Below are 18,235 nucleotides of genomic sequence, written 5' to 3'. Positions count from 1 at the left end.
CGGACGATGCCGGTCATCCCTGAGGTTGAGACCTGCATCCACTGCGGGCTCTGCCTCAATCAGTGTCCGACCTACCGCCTGACGCACCTGGAGGCCGCCTCGCCGCGCGGACGGATCTACATGATCGAGGCCGCCTCGCACGGAAGGCTCGCAGTGAGCCCGGGCGTGGCCGACCACCTGTACCTGTGCCTGGCGTGCCGCGCGTGCGAAACCGCGTGTCCTTCGGGCGTGCAGTACGGCCGGGTGGCAGAGGCCGCGCGCGAGGTCCTGGGTCCGCCGGGGCGCCCGCTCCAGCGTACGGTGGTGCGCTTTGCCCTGCGGCACATGATGCCGCGTCCTGGGCGGCTTCGGTCACTGGCAGCCGTGATCCGGTTCTTCCAGCGCAGCGGCCTGGCAGCCCTGGCAATGCGACTGCTGCCACGACGCCTGCGCCGGGCCGTCGCGCTGCTGCCAGAGGCGTCGTCGCGCTTCTACACGCCTGCGGCCGAAGTGCTGCCCGCGATCGGCGAGCGGCGCGCGCGCGTGGCATTTCTCTCGGGCTGCGCGATGAGTCTCTTCTTCGCCGAGATCAACGAAGCAACGGTGCGCGTACTGCGGCGAAACGGCTGCGAGGTGGTGATCCCGCGAAACCAGGCGTGCTGCGGTGCCCTGAACATCCACAACGGTGAGATCGCCAGCGCCCGGGCGATGGCCAGGAGGAACGTGGACGCTTTCCCAGCCGACGTGGATGCCATCCTCACCAACGCCGCGGGCTGCGGCGCCGCGATGAGGGAGTACGGACACCTCCTCAGCGGCGACCAGGACTACAGGGAAAGGGCCGAACGCTTCAGCCTGCTCGTGCGGGATACGGGCGAGTTCCTGGCCGCGCTGGGCCTGCGCAACTCGCCCAACGCCACCGATCAGGTAGCGACCTATCAGGATCCCTGCCACCTGGCACACGGGCAGGGAGTGCGCGCGCAGCCCCGGGCGCTGCTGGCCGCGATTCCCGGCCTCACGCTTCGGGAGATGGCCGCGTCCGACCGCTGCTGCGGCAGCGCGGGCATCTACAACTTCCTCCAGCCCGAGACCTCCGAGGCGCTGCTGGCCGAGAAGATGGAAGCGATCCGCGCCACCGGCGCTTCGGTCGTGGTCGCACCCAATCCCGGCTGCATGATGCAGCTTCGCTACGGCGCCAGGCGATTCGGGGTGCCGGTGCGCGTGGCGCACTTGCTCGACCTCCTGGACGAGGCAGGCGCGTGATCGCCGACCCCCTGACGCTGGTTCCCAGGTTCGAGGCGCTGCTGGGCGCGGAGTGGGTTACGGTTGCCGGCGCCTCCCGGTGGACCGTGGACGGCTTGACCCCTGCCCTGGCGGTTCGGCCGGGAGACGCCGAGCAGGTCGGCGCTGTCCTGCGGCTCTGCGGCGAGGCCGGCGCCGCTGTCGTGCCCTGGGGTCGTGGCACCGCGATGGAGGTCGGGAATCCTCCCCGCGCCCACCACGTCGCGCTGTTGACCGACCGGTTATCAGGGCTCGTCGAGCACGACGCCGCGAACCTGACCGTGGCGGTAGGGGCGGGGATGACGCTGGGCGCCCTGGAGGGCGCGATCTCTGCCGGGGGTCAGTTCCTCCCGCTGGAACCCCCGCGCGCCGAGAGCGCGACCGCGGGCGGCGCGGTGGCGGCCGACCTGAACGGTCCCCGTCGCGCGTATTGCGGTTCGGCGCGCGACCTGGTCATCGGCGCGAGGGCAGCGCAGGCGGACGGTACGCTCATCAAGGCAGGGGGCAAGACCGTCAAGAACGTAGCGGGATACGACATGTGCAAGCTGCTCGTCGGCTCAATGGGTACGCTGGGCGTTCTGACCGAGTTGACGTTGAGATTGCTCCCGGTGCCCGAGGCATCGCGCACGGTCGCGGTCTGGGGCGCCGACGCCTCTGACCTCCTGCGTCTGTCCGGCCGCGTGCTTGGATCGCTGCTGCTGCCGGCAGCGGTCACGGTGGTAGACGCGGTCGCGGCCCGCGCGCTCGGCCGTAGTGCCGCGGGCCTGCTGGTGCGCGCGACGGGCTTTGAGGCCGCGGTGGCCCGGCAGGTGCGCGATGTCACCGCATGGGCGGCGGAGGCGGCCCTCGACGCCGAGACTCTTGAGGGCGAGGCCGAGGTCGCGCTCTGGCGGGCGATCCGCGACTTCGGCTGGCAGGGGGACGGCATCGCGATCCGCGTCGCCGTACCCTCGGGCGAGGTCCCGGCGGCGCTGGCCCGCCTGCGCTCGACCGTGCCCGACCCAACGGGCGTCGTGGCACACACTGCAAGTGGGACCATCTGGATCCATGCTGATCCCGCCGGCTTCGACGCTGCTGCGCTTGGCGCGGTGAAGGAGATCGCGACGGGCCACCAAGGCAACATGCTTGTAGCGCGCGCGCCGCGCGAGTTGAAAGCGACGGGCGACGTCTGGTCGCCCGTCCCCCACGTGAGGACGCTTGAGATCATGCGCGCGATCAAGCAGGCGTTTGATCCCAAAGGCGTCCTCAATCCCGGTCGGTTCGTGGCACGGCTTTGACGCCGCGCCTGACCCTGGCGCTGGCACTGCACAACCACCAGCCGGTGGGCAACTTCCACTCGGTCTTCGCGCGCGGCCACGACGAGGCGTACGAGCCGATGGTCGGCGCGCTGGAACGGCACCCTGCGGTGCGCGTGGCGCTGCACTACTCAGGGCCGCTGCTGGACTGGCTGCTCCGCGAGCATCCGGACCTGATCGAGCGCGTCCGCGCGCTTGTGGCGCGCGGCCAGGTGGAGATCATGACCGGCGGCTATTACGAGCCGATCCTGCCGATCATCCCAGACCGGGACAAGCACGGCCAGATACTCAAGATGACCGCGGCGGTGCGCGACCTCTTTGGCTGCGAGGCCACGGGGCTGTGGCTGGCCGAGCGCGTCTGGGAGCCCCACCTGCCCAAGGCCCTGGCAGCGGCCGGCGTCACCTACACCATTGTGGACGACACGCACTTCCAGCACGTGGGTATGTCCTCCGACGAGCTGACCGGCTACTTCGTCACCGAGGAGGTCGGCGCGCCGCTGCGCATCTTCCCCAGCGCCAAGGCGCTCCGGTACCGCATCCCCTGGGCCACGGTGGAGACGCTGATGGCCTGGCTGCGCGGCCAGGCATCAGATGACGATCGGATCCTGGTCATGGGAGACGACGGCGAGAAGTTCGGGTTGTGGCCGGGCACGCGCGTCCTGTGCTGGGAACGCGGCTGGATCGAGGCGTTCTTCTCGGCGCTGGAGGGCGCCCGCGACTGGCTGGCCGTGGTCCCGCCCGGGGAGTGGATCCGCGAGCACCCACCGCAGGGCCGCGTCTACCTGCCGACCGCCTCCTACGACGAGATGACCGAGTGGGCGCTGCCCCCCGAGGGTGCCTCGCGGCTGCCCGCGCTCAGGCACGACCTCGAAGCAGAGGGCCGCGCCGACGTTCTGCCGTTTCTCCGGGGCGGGTACTGGCGCCACTTCCTGGTGAAGTACCCAGAGATCAACACGCTGCACAAGGCAATGCTGCGCGTCAGCCGCAAGGTGTGGCGTATGCGGCCCGGCCTGCGACGCGATGCCGCGCTGGACCATCTCTGGCAGGCGCAGTGCAACTGCCCCTACTGGCACGGGGTTTTCGGTGGCATCTACCTGGGGCACATTCGTTCGGCCAACTACTCCCACCTGATCGAAGCAGAGCGGCTGGCCGACCGCGGCAGGAGGCCGCGGCGTTGGGTGGATGCGCGCATCGAGGATCTCGACGGTGACGGCCAGGACGAGGTGCTGCTGGGATCCGACGCGCAGGTGCTGACCGTTGATCCTGCCGACGGCGGCAGCGTGGTCGCGTGGGACGTGCGCGAGGCCGGCGTGAACCTGGTCAACGTGATGACCCGCCGGCCCGAGGGTTATCACGAAATGCTGCGGAGGGCGCTGGCTCGCGGCGAGGCCGTGCTCGCGGCCACCGGAGAAGTGGAGACGATCCACACCTCACGCGTACGGGTGAAGGAATGGGGGCTGGACCGGCACCTGACGACCGACTGGTACCGGCGATCGAGCTTCCTGGACCACTTCCTTGAGCCCGGCGGCGGGCCCGCGGCCTTTGCCCGGGGCGGAGTGCGTGAGCTGGGCGACTTCGTGAACCAGCCGTTTGTGGCAGAGACCCGGCACGCGCCAGGAGAGATCTCGGTGCGCCTGGCCCGCGATGGTCACGTGTGGGTCGGTGGTGTGCACGCGCCCGTGCGGGTCGAGAAGACGCTGCTCGTCCGGCCCGGCACGGCCGGGCTGGAGGCAGGTTACTGCATTACGAACCAGAGCGGGGCAGTACTGACCGCCGAGCTTGCAATCGAGACCAACTGGGGGACCACCGGGCCTGACGCCGCAGTGGTCGCATCCTGCGCCGCGCGCCGCGTGGGCGATGCGGGACGCCACGACGGGGTGAGGGCGTTTGCGCTGCGCGACCCGGGATGGAGCATGGTAGTGGGCGCGCGCGTCGAGGCCCAGGAGCCGGCATCCCTGTGGGTCGTGCCGATTGAGGTCGTCTCGGCCTCCGAGGCCGGCTTCGAGCGCACCTTCCAGGGCGCCTCGCTGCTGTTTGTCTGGCCGATGCGGCTGCAGCCAGGGGAGGCGTGGGCGGGCACGCTTTCCTTTGAGGTTCAATCGCCGGCCTGACTGCCTGCGGGCGCTCCTCGTCCGAGGGCGGGCTAGTCAATCAACCCGCGGTTGCGTAACCTCTCCTGCTCCCAGGCGGCGAAATCGGCAGGCGGGTGAACAATCTCCGCCTCCGGCTTGCGCTGCAGGCTGGAGGCCCCGGTGGAGCATCCTGTGACGCACAACCCACAGCCGATGCAACGCTCCCGGTTCACGACGGATACCCCATCCTGATCGGCAACGGCGTGCACCTGGCAGCGCGTCACGCAGATCCCACAACCTGCGCACACTTCAGGATCTATGACCGCGTAGTAGTTGGCGTGGGCGACCGAGTTCTCGATCCCCCACTCCGCGATCCCGCGCAGCAGGGCACAGCAGCAGCCGCAGCAGTTGCAGACATAGCCCACGCCCGCGATTGTGTTGCTGACCGTGTGGACCAGGCCGATCTCCTCGCTGCGCTCCAGGAGGGACAGCGCCTCCTCCTGCGAGATGTCCCCTGGCCGGGCAGGACGCTCACTCGACGAGAAACTGAGGCAGATGTTCAACGGGAAGTCACACCGCCGGCCAAAGTGGTCCTGCTGGAGGCGACAGATGCAGTCGCGGACGTTGAATGCCCTGGCAGACAGAAGGAATGCGCGCACGTCGTCATAAGGAAGAATCCACTCGGACTTGAGCGCGCCCCCGGCAGGCACGACGCGGTGCAGGGCAGGCTGCGGCTGCATGATCCCGGCAGCACCGCCGTTGACGAGGTATTCCTCCACCAGGTGCGAGAGTTCGTGGTCCAGCAGGTCCTTCTGGGCTTCATAGATGCCGACGATGAAAGGGGCCAGCCGAAAACGTGCTACGCCATCCTTCTTGTCGAACCAAACCAGGCCGCGTCGCGCCAACTGGAACAACTGCTTGCCGGCTTCCTCCAGGGGCAGGCCGGCGCGGGGGGCGATCTCGTCAGGGGACTCCAGCATGCCTGTGAGATGACTCGCCAGGGAGGCCTCTTTGGGCGAGAAGATCTTCTTTAGGATCCGGATCTCAACTCCGGTGGCTGTTCTGGGGAAGCCGTTTGGAAGCCGGTCCAGGGCATCGGCAAGGCGCTCGTAGGCGTGCATCTCTTCCATGACGGATCGTTTCGCCGCCTACTACCACACAATCCTGTAGACGCCGTACGATCCCAGCACACGGCGCACGTAGGCGCGGGTCTCGGCGTAGCCGATCTTCTCGATGAAGTAGTCTGGATCGGGATCCAGGTTTCTCCACCGCCGCGCCGCGCCGGGTCCCGCGTTGTAGGCCGCCAGCGCCAGCCGTAGGTCGCCGTCGAACCGGTCAAGTTGGAGGCGCAGGTACCGGGCGCCCAGCGTCAGGTTGGTGGAGGGATCCTTGAGCCGGTGCGCGGTAATCGAAGGATCGCCGGTCATCGCCTGCGCGGTCGTCGGCAGGATCTGGGCCAGGCCCACGGCACGCGCGGGTGAGATGGCCAGCGCATCGTAGCGGCTCTCCTCGCGCACCAGCGCAAGCAGGAGCAGGGGATCAATGCCCGCGGTTTTCGCAGCGGCTGACACATCGGCCCAATAGGCCTTGGGATAGGCCAGCCGCCATACGGCTTTGTCACGGACCCCCCCGGCGAGGGCCTCTTCCGCGTACGCGACCGACCTGCGTACAGCGCCCATGCGGCCGCAGGTCTCGGCCAGGAAGCGCACCACGCGCGCCACTCGCAGATCGCGCAGATCGCGCCGGCCTGGACGCGCATCCAGGTAATCCTCTGCTGCCTCCACGGCGTCGGCGTCGAGGCCCAGGCGGGCCAGCTCCTCGTGGGTGGGAGCCGCGACGGTGCGCTCGGGCGCATCGGGCGTAGCGGAAGGTGCCGGCGGTAGCGATGGTGCAGGCAGCCCCAGCCGGGTCCTGGCGCGCTGGCCGTAGAACGTGAGCGGGTACTGGGCGGCGACCGTGCGGAGAAGCGCCGACGCGTCGCCAGGCCGGTGGCCGCGGGCCTCAAGGGTCTTGGCGGCCCAGTACCAGGCACGCGCTGCGTCGCTTCGATATGGCGCGGTCCGCGCGGCCTCGCGGAAGGCCGCCTCAGCATCGGCGTGCCGCCCGGCACCCAGTGCCCCCCATCCTAGTCGCCATCGCGCCTCGGCCGCTTCTCCTGAGCCCGCCGCCGCCGCGATCGCTCGGCGGTAGTGCGCGGTGGCCTCGGGCCTTCGGCCGTCGGACTCGGCGCGCCTGCCCGCATCTAGCCAGAAGCGGGCGGTCCAGGACCCTGCCGGCGCCGACCGCAACAGCGCGGAGGAGGCCTCCCGCGCCTGCGCGGTCAGGCCGGCCCGCCGCGCGGTCAGGGCCGCCCAGTACCAGGCGCCCGGTGTGTTCCAGCCGGCACCGGCCGCCCGCCGGAAAGCGTCGTGCGCCGCGCGCAGGTCGAAGTGCATGTAGATCTCGCCCAGGCGGTACCAGGATTCGCCGGCCACGCTCCGCGAGGCGCGGTGAGTTGCGCCAGGGGTTGTTCCCGCTGCCGCCGCGGCCACCACGGCGCGGAACTCGACCGCAGCCTGATTCCACTCGCCGCCCTGCGCGAGGCGCCTGCCGCGCAGCAGTCTCGATTGCGCGTCAATGTCGCCGGCCCGGACCGGCCTGCCGAGCAGTGCCGACAGCGCTGCTCGGGCACGTCCCTCGACGCCGTGCCCGGGGAACGCCCAGGTAGCACGTGCATACGCGGGGCGCGCCAGGTCCGCGCGGCCCGCGGAGGCGGCCACGTCACCCAGCCGCAGCCAGACTTCAGGATCGTCCGGTCGCAGACCGGACGCGGCCTGGAGCGCGGCCACCGCCTGCACAGGACGGCCGAGGGCCATATCGGCCTCGCCGAGCAAGGTCAGAATCCGGCCGCGCAGCCGGGTCGGGGCAGAGGGCGCGGTGGATCGGAGGATCGAAGACGCCTCAGTAGCGGCGCCCGGGGTGCCGGTCCGAAGCAGCGCGGCCGCCTGCTCGTACTGCGCGTGGGCTCGCAGCGTGGGATGCGCGGCCGCGGTTCGGAACGCGTCGGACGCGGCCGCGTGTTTGCCGGCCCGGGTCAGCTCACGCCCGGTGAGGTAGGCGGCCCGCAGCGAGTCGAGATTGGTCTGGATGCCGGGTGCGGGCAGCGCGGCTGCAAGGACAACCAGTCCTGCCAGGGCGGCGGGCTTCACTCGCGGCCGGGCTTCACCGCGCGCACCGTGACGCTGAACAGTCCGGCGGCGTCCCATCCGCGCTTCGAGAGTACCTCAATCGAGGTGAAGCCGGCCCGGGCAACAAGCCCCAGGTAGTCTGCCTCGGGCAGAGCCCCGGCCAGGCACGCGCTCCAGAGCTCCGGCGTCTTGAGCGCGTCGGGCAGCGGCGCCGCGCTGACGATGTCGGAGACCACGAGCCGGCCGCCCGGCCGCAGCACGCGGAACGCCTCAGAGAACGCCGGCCTCTTGTCCGGCAGCAGGTTGATGACGCAGTTGCTCACCAGGACGTCGGCGCAGGCGTCGGGCAGCGGCAGGTGTTCGATCTCCCCCAGGCGGAACTCAACGTTCGCAGCGCCCAGGCGGTCGGCGTTGGCGCGTGCCTTCGCGATCATCTCAGGGGTCATATCCACCCCGATCGCCCGGCCGCTCGGTCCTACCCGATCAGCCGCCAGGAAGGCGTCCAGCCCGGCGCCGCTGCCCAGGTCCACGACCGTTTCACCCGGCTGCGGCGCAGCCGCCTCGATTGGAGCGCCGCAGCCCAGCGACGTGCCCGCGATCTCCTCGGGCACGGCGCGGCCGTCCGCGAAGATGATCGCCGGAGGAGCGCAGCAGGAGGCCGATCCGGTACGCTGCCCGGCTCCGTCACAGCAGGAGGCCGCGGCTCCACTCTGTCCGGACCCGTCGCAACAGGTCGCTCCGGCCGTTGCTGCGCGGGCGTAGCGTTCTCGCACCGCGTTGCGGATTGCGTGCTCGTTCATCTCAGCCCTCCCTGATCGTTTGTGCTCCAGCATCATTACAGTAGATTGCTCGCACGCCTTCTTAACAAACTGCTTCGATACAAGCGCCGCGGGGTGGACCTGCGCACGCTCGATCCGTTGGAAGCCGAACCGCTCGAAGTAGGACTCGGCGGTATTCGTGAGCAGGTAGAGGGCCTGGTGGCCCCTCGCGAGGGACCGGCTGATCGCCGCGCGTACCAGCGCCGCGGCGATCCCGCGGCCCCGGCAGCCGGGCACGACCGCGACTGAGCGCAGGATCCCGACGGTGCCGTGGTTCTCCAGTCCAACCGTCGCCACCAGCCGGCCATCCTCGCGAGCGACTAGGAAGCCGTCGAGGTGCTCGGGCATCCCGCCGCCATGCAGACCGGCGGATGCAAGCAGCGCCAGCACCTCATCCAGATCGGCTGCGCGGCCTTCAGAGATCGTCGCGGTTGTCATTGAGCAATCGTGATCGTTCGACATTCCTCGATATCACAGCAGGTTCAGAATCTGGTGGGCCACCTGCTTCAGCACTTCCCGGCGCAGACCGTAGAACGCCCAGTTTCCCCGGCGCACCACGTCCGCCAGCCCGGCCTCGCGCAGCAGCCGCAGGTGGTGCGAGATCGTGGGCTGGCCGACCGGGAACGCCTCGGCGATGTCGCAGACGCACATCCTGTCGTGACGGGCAAGGAGCTCGACGATGCCCAGGCGGACCGGGTCGCCCAGCGCGGCAAGCAGGGCCGCGCCAGCATCCACCGCGGCGCGATCCAGGGAATCGGTGTGAGACTGGCAGCCACACTCAGGACAGCAGGCGCCCTCGGCAGGGCGTTCCGCGATGATCTTCATAAGATCAGATTACATGGTAATTCGATGAATGTCAATATTGGGTCGAGCCGTACGCTTTGACTGGATCGCCCCCAGCCCGCACCCGCAGCGCGTCCAGGTTGAAGTAGAGACGTCCGGCTATCGCCTCTAGGGCGACCCGCACGGTCTCCTCGGCGCCGCCGCCCGCTGCCTCACCGCCGCCTGCCCCACCTGCGCCTGCCGCCCCACCCATCCGCGGGGCAAACCGCTCCACGAACAGGTTCTGGGCCTGCCACAGGTTGACCGTGATCCCGGCGTCGCGGGCGAAGTCGAGCGTGCGCTCCACCTCTGCCAGGTTCTCCACGAGGAAGAGCCCGTTGGCGTCGCGCAGGCGGCGCTCGATGCGCGCGCGCAGCAGCGGCTCGAACTCCTCGGCCGGCAACGCCAGCCCCCACGAGCGCAGCTCGGCAAGGGCATCCCATGCCGTGGCGCTGAGCGCTCCGGGCGCATCCAGCGCCCTGCGGAGATCGGCGGTCAGGATGAACTCCGCGGCCGCGACGAACTCACGAGGCACCGGCACGTCGGCGTCGCGGAGCGTTTCCATCAGGCCGCGGCTCTCGTGGTAGAGCCGCCGGTAAGACGCCTCGAGGTGTGCCATGGTCTCCTCCGAGAGGCGGGCCAACACATGGCGCCGCTCCTCGATGAACAGGTCTCGGAGGGTGTAGAACTGGCGGCCGAAGATCTCGTCCATCCGCCGGATGACCTCGGTAACCGTTCCCCCCTCGAACACCGTGGTCAGGGCGTCGGCGACCGTGGCGTGGGCCCCGTCGCTCCAGCCCTCGGCCACGCAGCAGTGGACGTCGGTGCCGCCGATATGGAGGACCGCGAACGAGAAGTCGTGCGCATGTTCAACCAGCGTCTCGGTGATCTCGACGCGCCCGATCAGCAGGGTTAGGGGGCCGCGGGCCAGCCGGCGCATTGCCCGGCGCACTGCTCGGTAGGTGTAGAGACGCGCGTCGTCCGGGAACTCCTGGAAGAGCGACATGATGGCATAGTGGGCCGCGGCGCGGCGCGCGTCCACCATCGCCGGGCGCACAAGGCGGTCGTAGGCGGCCTCACCGTTCCGGAAGGCCGGCAGGTTGCTCTCCGCCCCGCGCAGTCGGTCGAGGAACGATGCCTCGAGCGCACGGCCCGCCCCGGCAAGATGGATCACCCTGGCCGCGTGTCGCAGCAACTGCACGGTCTCGACCCGCGAGATCTCGTCGAAGAACCAGCCGTCGGACGCGAACATCAGCATCGCGTGCCGCTGCATCTCCAGCAGTCGCAGCGCGGTGTGGCGATCCTGCGGATCGTCGCGCCGTAGGGCCTGCACCGTCAGAAACCGCGCCAGCGATGTCTCCCCGCGGTCCAACACGACGTCAATGTAGGCGTCGCGCGCGGCCCAAGGATCGTGGAAGACCCGGGCGCCGGCCTCCTCGAAGAGCGCGTCGGCCTCGGCCTTCAACCAGTCCAGCGCCGCGCGCAGTGGCGCCCTCCAGCGCTGGTGCCAGTCGGGCCGGGTTCGGCAGCCGCAGTCTGCCCGCCACCGCTCTATGCCGTGGGCGCAGGACCATGATGTGCGCTCGTGGATTTCCACCTCGTGCGTGGGCGGATGATCTGCCAGGAACGCGGCGTAGTTCGTGAGGCGCCCGCTACCGTTGCGTTCGAGCACCTCGGCCGCGTACGCCAGGGCCATCTCCCCGAAGCGGTGGTGGTGACCGTAGGTCTCGCCGTCCGTGGCCACGTGGACCACGCGGCCGCCCGCCCACCCGGCGTCGGCTGCCACCCCCACCAGCCGGCCGGCCAGTCCCGCTCCGCTGTCCAGCAGGTTGCCGAACGCGATATCACGGGACAGTGCGCCATCGTAGAAGAACAGGGCGATGCGTAGCCCCGCGGCCGGACGACACAGGTATGCCCGCGTGGTGTCCAGCACCTCTGGTCGCACGTCCACCCATTCACCGGCAGGGGCCGCGCGAACGCGCGCCGCCTGATGTGGGGCCAGGATCGTGAAGGCGATCCCGCACTCGGCGAGCACGGCAAGCACTTCGCGATCCACCGCGGTCTCGGGCAACCACATCCCTTCCGGCGGCCGGCCGAACCGGCGCGTGAAGTCCGCGATCCCCCAGCGGACCTGTGTCATCTTGTCATGCCGCGAGGCCAGCGGCAGGATCACGTGCGTGTAGGGCTGCGCTATGGCGTTGCCGTACCCGAGGGCCGCCAGACGCTCCTTGTCCGCGCGCAGGATCTGACCGAGGACCTCTGGGGCGTTGCGTTCGAGCCAGGTAGCCAGGGCCGGTCCCAGGTTGAAAGAGATCGCCGAGTAGTTGTTGACGATGCGCTCGATGCGACCCTGCGCGTCGAGGATCCGCGCGGCGGCGTTGGAGGAGTAACACTCGGCGGTGATGCGCGCGTTCCAGTCGTGGTACGGCGCCGCGGAGTCGTCCACCTCCACCTGCTCCAGCCAGGGGTTCTCGCGCGAGGGCTGGTAGAAGTGCCCGTGGATGCAGATCAGCGCGCTCACGAGGTGTAGCGGGTTGCGCCTCGCGGCAGCACGACGATGCCCGAGGCGTCAACCTGGTAGTGCCGGGCGTCCCGGGCCGGATCGGTGCCAATCTCCGCATGGTCGGGGATCGCGTTGTGGCGGTCAACGATGACACGCCGCAGGTGCGCGCCCCTGCCGACCGTTGTGTGGTCCATGACGACGGACTCTTCTATCAGTGCGCCTTCACCGATCCGGACGCCGCGGCCCAGGATCGAGCGGCGAACGATGGCGCTCTCCACCCGGGTTCCCTCACCGAGCAGCGAGTCGGTTATCTCGCCGCCGACCAGGCGGGCCGGCGGGCCGCTGTATGCGCTCGTGTGGATGGGCCACTGAGGGTTATCCAGGTCGAACACCGGCGTGATGCCCAGCAGATCCATCTGCGCCTGCCAGTACGCTCCGATCGTTCCCACGTCGCGCCAGTATCCGCGCTCCTCGTGGGCCTTGGTGCCCGGGATCTCGTTGTCGAGGAAGTTGTAAGCGAAGACGTCGGCGTACGGGTGGAGTTCCGGGATGATCGTCCGCCCGAAGTCATGGTCGGTGCTGCGGCGGGCATCCTCGATGAGCGTCTCGACCAGGATGTCGCGGTTGAAGACGTAGTTGCCCATCGAGGAAAGGGCTCTTGAGGGATCCGTGGGCATTGGCCGCGGCTTGGCCGGCTTCTCCTCGAAACCGACGATCCGCCCATCCCCGTCGGTCTCGACGATGCCGAACTCGGAGGCCTCGCCGATGGGTACCGGTCGCGCAGCAACCGTAAGTTGGGCCCCGCGATCCAGGTGGAAGGCCAACGCCTGGTTGAGGTCCATCCGGTAAATGTGGTCGGCGCCGAAGACCATGATGATGTCCGGATTGAAGTCCCTCAATAGATTTAGGTTCTGGTAGACCGAGTTGGCGGTCCCGCTGTACCAGGACTCGCCCCATCGCATCTGAGGGGGGACCGCGATTACGAACTGGTCTGGCAGGCCTCCGAACCGCCAGCCCACGCGCAGGTGCTCGAGCAGCGACTGCGCCTTGTACTGGACCATCACGTAGATGGCGTAGATCCCCGAGTTGACGAAGTTGGAAAGGACGAAGTCCACGATCCGGTACTTGCCCCCGAATGGCACCGCTGGCTTGCCCCGCTCGCGGGTGAGCGGCTCCAGCCGTTCGCCGCGGCCTCCGGCCAGGACGAACGCCAGGACGCGCGGCCGGTACGGCCGCGCCCGGAGGATCACAGCGACCGCACCTCCCGCGCGGCGAGCACATGATCGAGCACGTCGGGGAACGGGAAATCCTGCGCCTCCCGCGCGGCCAGGAACAACTCGTCCTCCTGCTGTACCGGCTGCCCCTCGGCGACGCGGCGCAGCATGTGTCCCAGGCGCGTGAAGTGGGCGTAGTGCTCGGCGAACCGTGCCTCGGCGTAGTTGCGGGCCGCCCAGGTCGTGATGAGGAACTGCCAGTCCGACGCCTGGAGGATCAGCAGCTCGCGGGCCAGTTGGGCCATTGCCCGCCGGAGGAACGGATTGCCTTCCCAGGCCAGGTCGCAGCCCACGGACCAGAACTCCTCTTCCGCCGCGTACACCATCTCCCAGGTCCATCGGGTGTCGCGGTTGAGCCAGACGCGGTGGTCGCCTCCCTCGCCCCACGATCCTTCGGGCAGGGTGATCGTCTCCGGCCGCTGGCAGCGATCGAGGTACCGGCCCAACGACTCGGGCTCGACGCCGGCCGCGGGGAGCCGCTCCAGGACCTCCTCAAGGAACGCCGGCCCCTCGAACCACCAGTGCCCGAACAGTTCCGTGTCGTAGGGGTTGCAGACCGCGACCGGCCACGCCGATTGGTTCGCCTCGGCTTCCGCGAGGTCGCCGACTATCCGGACGAAGTGCTCGGCGTGCCCTCGCGCGGCCGCCTGCGCGGCCTGCGGCTCGTAGGGCAGTTTGGACCCCAGGTCGCCGCGGGAGTCGGTGACCCGCCAGTATCGGATCCCACCGGGGAAGTGCTTCTTGTGGAACTCCAGGTACCTGTGATCGCCCGGGTACCCTGCCTCTCTGCTCCACACCTGCATTGTGGTCCGTGGGTCGCGCGTGAAGGCAACTGCGCTTCCGCTCCCGCCGCGAGAAGCGACGGAATAGGGACGGTACGGGCTTCGGTCGCGGGTGTAGGCAGGGTATTCCGCGCCCGCGGCCAGGGTACGCAGCGCCGGGTAGTGGTCGGCGTAGAACGACATGGGCACGCCGCCGCGCAGCAGGTGGGAGTCGGTTACGAAGAACTCCAGGCCGTGCGCAGCCAGGAACTCCTCGATCCCGCGCCGCCGCCGTCGTACCTTGCCTGCCTGCGGTCCGGCCGGCGGTGTCCACTCGTAGCGCGAGCGGTAGCCACATTCCGGCAGCCAGGCGCCGCGCGGGGGGGCACCGAAGTGCCGCAGGTGCGCCGCGCTGCCGGCGCGCAACTGCAAATCCACCGACTCCTCGCGTCCAAGGAGGGGAAGATATCCGTGGGTCGCGGCCGAACTGATCAGCTCGATCACCCCGGCTTCGGCCAGCCGTCTTACGGCACCAAGCAGGTCGCCCCCCAAGGCGTGGAACCGGCTCAGCGTGTTCTGGTAGGTCTGTCCCCACAACTGAGCAAGTCCTGCAAGGTCCGGCAGCCCGCTGCGCTCGAAGTGGGTGCGGTTCTCCGCGGCCGATTCCAGCCGCTGCCGCAAGAACGCCTCCATCTCCGGCGGGAAAGAAGGGTGCGCGAGTTGCTCGGCGAGGATCGGGGTGACGTTCAGCGTTACGCGAGAACCGCGGCCGCGGGTGCCGAGGCGTTCAAACACCTCGATCAGCGGCAGGTAGCACCCGATCGCTACCTCACACAGCCAGTCGCTCCCGTGCGGCCACCTGCCGTGCCCGAGGACCAGGGGCAGGTGTGAGTGGAGAACCAGCAAGAAGCTCCCGCGCGAAGGGGCCATGGCTCCTCCGGCTCACTTATCGGCCGGGCAGACGAAATCCTGCATGGGCGTCGCTACCCGGCCTGCCGTGCAAACCAGGCGGCAGTGGAAGCCAGGCCTTCTTCGAGCGAGACCATCGGCATCCAGCCCAGGTGCCGGCGCGCGGAGTCGGCGGCGAGCCGGATGTGGCGAACGTCGCCGGAACGCGGGGAGGCGCAGCGCGGCGCGACCGTAGCGCCGATCTTCCGGGCCAGGACGCGAAAGATGGCGTTGACCGAGGTGCCTTCCCCGGTTCCGATGTTGAAGGCACCCTCTACCCTGCGATCGGCTGCCAGAAGATTCGCGCGCGTGACGTCGTCCGCGTGAACGAAGTCGCGCGTCTGCTCTCCGTCGCCGAAGATGGTGGGGGATTCCCCGGCCAGCAACGCCCGCGCGAAGATCGCCACAACGCCTGCCTCGCCGTGCGGGTCCTGGCGCGGGCCGTAGACGTTGGCGTAGCGCAGACAGCAGACCGGCAGTCCGTGCAGGCGCCGGTAGAGCCCCAGGTAGCCCTCTGCGGCCGCCTTGGCGCAGCCGTAGGGGCTCAACGGAAGGATAGGGGTTGCCTCGTCCGCCGGCAGCAGCTTCGGTTCGCCGTACAGCGCTCCGCCTGTGGAGGCGAAGATGAGCTGCTCGACGCCGTACTCCACAGCCAGCGCCGCCACCCTCAGCGTGCCCAGGACGTTGATCTCCGCGTCCGGCAGCGGCTCCCGGACCGAGACGCTGACCGACACCTGGGCGGCATGGTGGTTCACCAACTGGGGGCGTGTCCGTTCGAAGACCTCGCGCAACCCCGGATCGCGGATGTCCATCTGGTAGAATCGCGCCGCCGTCCCCACGAACTCCTGCCTGCCGGAGACCAGCGAATCCACCACGGTCACCTCGTCCCCGCGGGCCAGGTGGGCATCGGCTATGTGGGAGCCAATGAACCCGGCGCCTCCGGTGATCAGCACCCTCATCGCAGGTACACCACCTGGCGCGGGAAGGCGATCTCAATGCCCGCTGCCTCGAACGCGGCCTTCAACAACACGCGGAGCTGTCGCTCCGCCTCCCAATGGGTCTGCGGCCTCACCATGATCACCATGCGCACCTGCACCTCCGACGCGCCGAACTCCATGATTCCCTGCACCTCGGGCGGGGCCAGCGCCAGGTCCGGGTTATCGGCAGCCCAGGACTCGCTGACCTGGTGCATCACGGCGATGGCGCGCTCCAGGTTCGCCTCGTACGCAAGGCCGACCTGCACTATGGCCCTCATGAACCCGCGGTTCATGTTGCCGAACCTCTGGATCTCTCCGTTGGGAATCGTGGTCAGTTCGCCTGAGAACTGGCGGACCTGCGTGGTCCGCAGGTGGATCCGCTCCACCGTTCCCGTGACCTCACCGACGCGGACAACGTCGCCCACCTGGATCAGCCCCTCAAAGATGAGGAAGAAGCCGGCGATTACGTCGCGTATGAGGTGCTGCGCTCCGAACCCGATGGCTATCCCGGCAATTCCTGCGCTGGCCAGAATCGCCGCGACGTTGACCCCCAGCCTGTCCAGGATCATGACCGCGGCGGCGAAATAGAAGAGGTACCGGATTGCGCTCCCAAGCAGCGGGGCCAGCGTGCGGATCTGGGCCGCTCGCTCGGGGTCTCGGCGCGGGTCGTCAGGCCGCAGCCACCGCTGGAGCACCACGGTGGCCAGGTACAGGGCCAATCGAAGGCCCGCGGCAATGACGGCGACCGCAATGACCGCCTCCACCATCGCCTCGATCCTGGCAGGGGTAAGCAGGGCCTCGATCGCGCGACCGATCCGGTCGGACTCAGCGAGCACCGCGGGCTCTCCTTCTGGCCGAGTCCATCACGCGGGCGGCCGCGGTAGCTTCCTCCAGCGACGCGGCGTCCAGCTGCCATTTGATTTCGCGCAGCAGTTCGGAAGAGGTCATCGCCGGCACCTGATGGGGGACTGTCCGGCCATGGAGCCGCTTCTGGCGTGCCTGCTCCATCGCGCGGAGCACCTCCTGCCGCTGCCGCCGGCTTCCTTCCACGATCTCTCTTCGTAGCCGTTCGCGTAGCACAAGCAACCGCCTGAGATCCGAGCCCGAGAGGAGCAGTGTCCGAGGAGCCGCATCCATGGTCATTGTGGATGGGTTCGCTGCTGCCTCCTTCGCCCCTCCCGCACAGCAGTGAGCCCCTACAAAGGAATCCCTGGCGTGCGTCCGAACACGTACCCTATGGTCCTTGATGACAGCCAGGAGATCGCCCGCCTTGACCCCGGCGGGATGCTGGGTCTGGTCCTGCGTTTGGGCGCGATGACCGTCGAGGGCTGGGAAGCTGCGTCTGATCTGGCGCTGACCCCGGTGAGTCCATGCGCGGTTATCGTCAGTGGGATGGGTGGGTCCGGCATCGGCGGCGACCTCCTTCGCGCGCTGCTGGCTCCGACCGCCGCCGTCCCCGTGATCACGGTCAAGGACTACCGGCTGCCGGCGTTCGTCGGGCGCGACACGCTGATCTTCGCGTGCTCCTACTCAGGGAACACAGAGGAGACGCTGGCCGCCTACAAGGAGGCACACGCCGCCGGCGCAGCGGTCGTCGCCGTGACCTCGGGAGGGACGCTGGCCGGGCTCGCGGCTTGCGACGGCCACCCGGTCGTGCGCGTGCCGCCCGGGCTCCCACCGCGCGCGGCGCTGCCGTACATGCTGATGCCGCTGCTACGCATCACCGACCGGCTGGGTGTCAGCGGCGTCACCGATCCCGAAGTCCGCGATTCCGAAGTCCGCGAGGCGGCAGCAGTGCTGGGCGAACTGGCCGTGCGGTGGGGGCCGGAGGCGCATTCCGGCGGGAATCCCACAAAGGCGCTGGCCGCGGCGCTGAAGGACGCGGTTCCCGTCGTGTACGCTTCCTCTTCACAGCTTGAACCGGTGGCCCAGCGCTGGAAGACCCAGCTCAACGAGAACAGCAGGGTCTTCGCGTGCTGGAACGCATTTCCCGAAATCAATCACAACGAGACGGTTGGGTGGGAGGGGATCCGCGGAGGGAACCCGCGCCTGCACGCCGTGCTCCTGCGCGATCGGGACGAGGGAGCCCGCAACGCGCTCAGGGTCGAGATCACGCGAGAGCTGCTGGAGCGAAGGGCCGACGGCGTCACCGAGGTATGGTCTCAGGGTACCGCCCTGCTGGCGCGCCTTCTCTCTCTGATCCTGTTCGGCGATCTGGTCAGCGTGTATCTCGCGCTGCTGACCGCCGTAGATCCGACCCCGGTGGAGATCATCTCGGAGATCAAGCGGCGGATGGGAGGTCGCTGATCCGGCAGGAAGCCACCTGTCCCCGCGGAATGTG

Annotated in this window: 14 protein-coding genes; 4 read left to right on the top strand and 10 right to left on the bottom strand. The window is 69.1% G+C overall.

Going from position 1 to position 18,235, the window contains the following annotated elements; genetic code table 11:
- Positions 1 to 6 precede the first annotated feature (6 nt).
- Genes FJX73_04360 through FJX73_04350 form a run of 3 tightly spaced genes read left to right on the top strand, consistent with a single transcriptional unit; the run spans position 7 to position 4,663 of the window.
- Complete coding sequence (locus FJX73_04360; protein ID MBM3470010.1) at positions 7 to 1,239, top strand: (Fe-S)-binding protein; 1,233 nt, start codon at positions 7 to 9, stop codon at positions 1,237 to 1,239.
- Positions 1,236 to 2,534: an FAD-binding oxidoreductase gene (locus tag FJX73_04355; protein MBM3470009.1), complete on the top strand. Its 1,299-nt coding sequence runs from the start codon at positions 1,236 to 1,238 to the stop codon at positions 2,532 to 2,534. Before FJX73_04360 ends, FJX73_04355 begins: the two co-directional genes overlap by 4 nt.
- Positions 2,531 to 4,663: a DUF1926 domain-containing protein gene (locus FJX73_04350; protein MBM3470008.1), complete on the top strand. Its 2,133-nt coding sequence runs from the start codon at positions 2,531 to 2,533 to the stop codon at positions 4,661 to 4,663. The genes FJX73_04355 and FJX73_04350 overlap by 4 nt, the downstream gene beginning before the upstream one ends.
- Before the next feature lie 32 nt (positions 4,664 to 4,695).
- On the opposite strand, the gene FJX73_04345 is transcribed toward FJX73_04350, so the two are convergent.
- Genes FJX73_04345 through FJX73_04300 form a run of 10 tightly spaced genes read right to left on the bottom strand, consistent with a single transcriptional unit; the run spans position 4,696 to position 17,037 of the window.
- The gene (locus FJX73_04345) at positions 4,696 to 5,754 is read right to left on the bottom strand and encodes a 4Fe-4S ferredoxin (protein MBM3470007.1); all 1,059 of its coding nucleotides are present in this window, start codon (positions 5,752 to 5,754) and stop codon (positions 4,696 to 4,698) included.
- A 21-nt stretch (positions 5,755 to 5,775) separates the two neighbouring features.
- Complete coding sequence (locus tag FJX73_04340) at positions 5,776 to 7,869, bottom strand: lytic transglycosylase domain-containing protein (GenBank protein MBM3470006.1); 2,094 nt, start codon at positions 7,867 to 7,869, stop codon at positions 5,776 to 5,778.
- The gene (locus tag FJX73_04335; GenBank protein ID MBM3470005.1) at positions 7,809 to 9,071 is read right to left on the bottom strand and encodes a GNAT family N-acetyltransferase; all 1,263 of its coding nucleotides are present in this window, start codon (positions 9,069 to 9,071) and stop codon (positions 7,809 to 7,811) included. The genes FJX73_04340 and FJX73_04335 overlap by 61 nt, the downstream gene beginning before the upstream one ends.
- Before the next feature lie 9 nt (positions 9,072 to 9,080).
- A complete protein-coding gene (locus FJX73_04330; protein ID MBM3470004.1) occupies positions 9,081 to 9,434 on the bottom strand; it encodes a helix-turn-helix transcriptional regulator in 354 nt (117 codons plus the stop codon).
- Between the two features lie 31 nt (positions 9,435 to 9,465).
- Complete coding sequence (locus tag FJX73_04325; protein MBM3470003.1) at positions 9,466 to 11,952, bottom strand: DUF3536 domain-containing protein; 2,487 nt, start codon at positions 11,950 to 11,952, stop codon at positions 9,466 to 9,468.
- Positions 11,949 to 13,181 (bottom strand): glucose-1-phosphate adenylyltransferase, encoded by a 1,233-nt coding sequence (gene glgC, locus FJX73_04320; protein ID MBM3470002.1) that lies wholly within the window; start codon positions 13,179 to 13,181, stop codon positions 11,949 to 11,951. Before glgC ends, FJX73_04325 begins: the two co-directional genes overlap by 4 nt.
- The gene (locus tag FJX73_04315; protein ID MBM3470001.1) at positions 13,181 to 14,899 is read right to left on the bottom strand and encodes a DUF1957 domain-containing protein; all 1,719 of its coding nucleotides are present in this window, start codon (positions 14,897 to 14,899) and stop codon (positions 13,181 to 13,183) included. The genes glgC and FJX73_04315 overlap by 1 nt, the downstream gene beginning before the upstream one ends.
- A 53-nt stretch (positions 14,900 to 14,952) precedes the next feature.
- Positions 14,953 to 15,876: an NAD-dependent epimerase/dehydratase family protein gene (locus FJX73_04310; GenBank protein MBM3470000.1), complete on the bottom strand. Its 924-nt coding sequence runs from the start codon at positions 15,874 to 15,876 to the stop codon at positions 14,953 to 14,955.
- Positions 15,873 to 16,730: a mechanosensitive ion channel family protein gene (locus FJX73_04305; GenBank protein ID MBM3469999.1), complete on the bottom strand. Its 858-nt coding sequence runs from the start codon at positions 16,728 to 16,730 to the stop codon at positions 15,873 to 15,875. Before FJX73_04305 ends, FJX73_04310 begins: the two co-directional genes overlap by 4 nt.
- Entirely contained in the window at positions 16,720 to 17,037 is a 318-nt protein-coding gene (locus FJX73_04300) for a hypothetical protein (protein ID MBM3469998.1), read from the bottom strand. Before FJX73_04300 ends, FJX73_04305 begins: the two co-directional genes overlap by 11 nt.
- A gap of 93 nt (positions 17,038 to 17,130) precedes the next feature.
- On the opposite strand from FJX73_04300, the gene FJX73_04295 reads away from it, so the two are divergent.
- A complete protein-coding gene (locus tag FJX73_04295; GenBank protein MBM3469997.1) occupies positions 17,131 to 18,201 on the top strand; it encodes a bifunctional phosphoglucose/phosphomannose isomerase in 1,071 nt (356 codons plus the stop codon).
- The last annotated feature ends 34 nt before the right edge of the window (positions 18,202 to 18,235 follow it).

The organism is Armatimonadota bacterium (assembly GCA_016869025.1).
Taxonomy (GTDB): domain Bacteria; phylum Sysuimicrobiota; class Sysuimicrobiia; order Sysuimicrobiales; family Humicultoraceae; genus VGFA01.
Note: the sequence above shows the minus strand (reverse complement) of the source record. Positions and strands in the feature narration are given on the sequence as shown.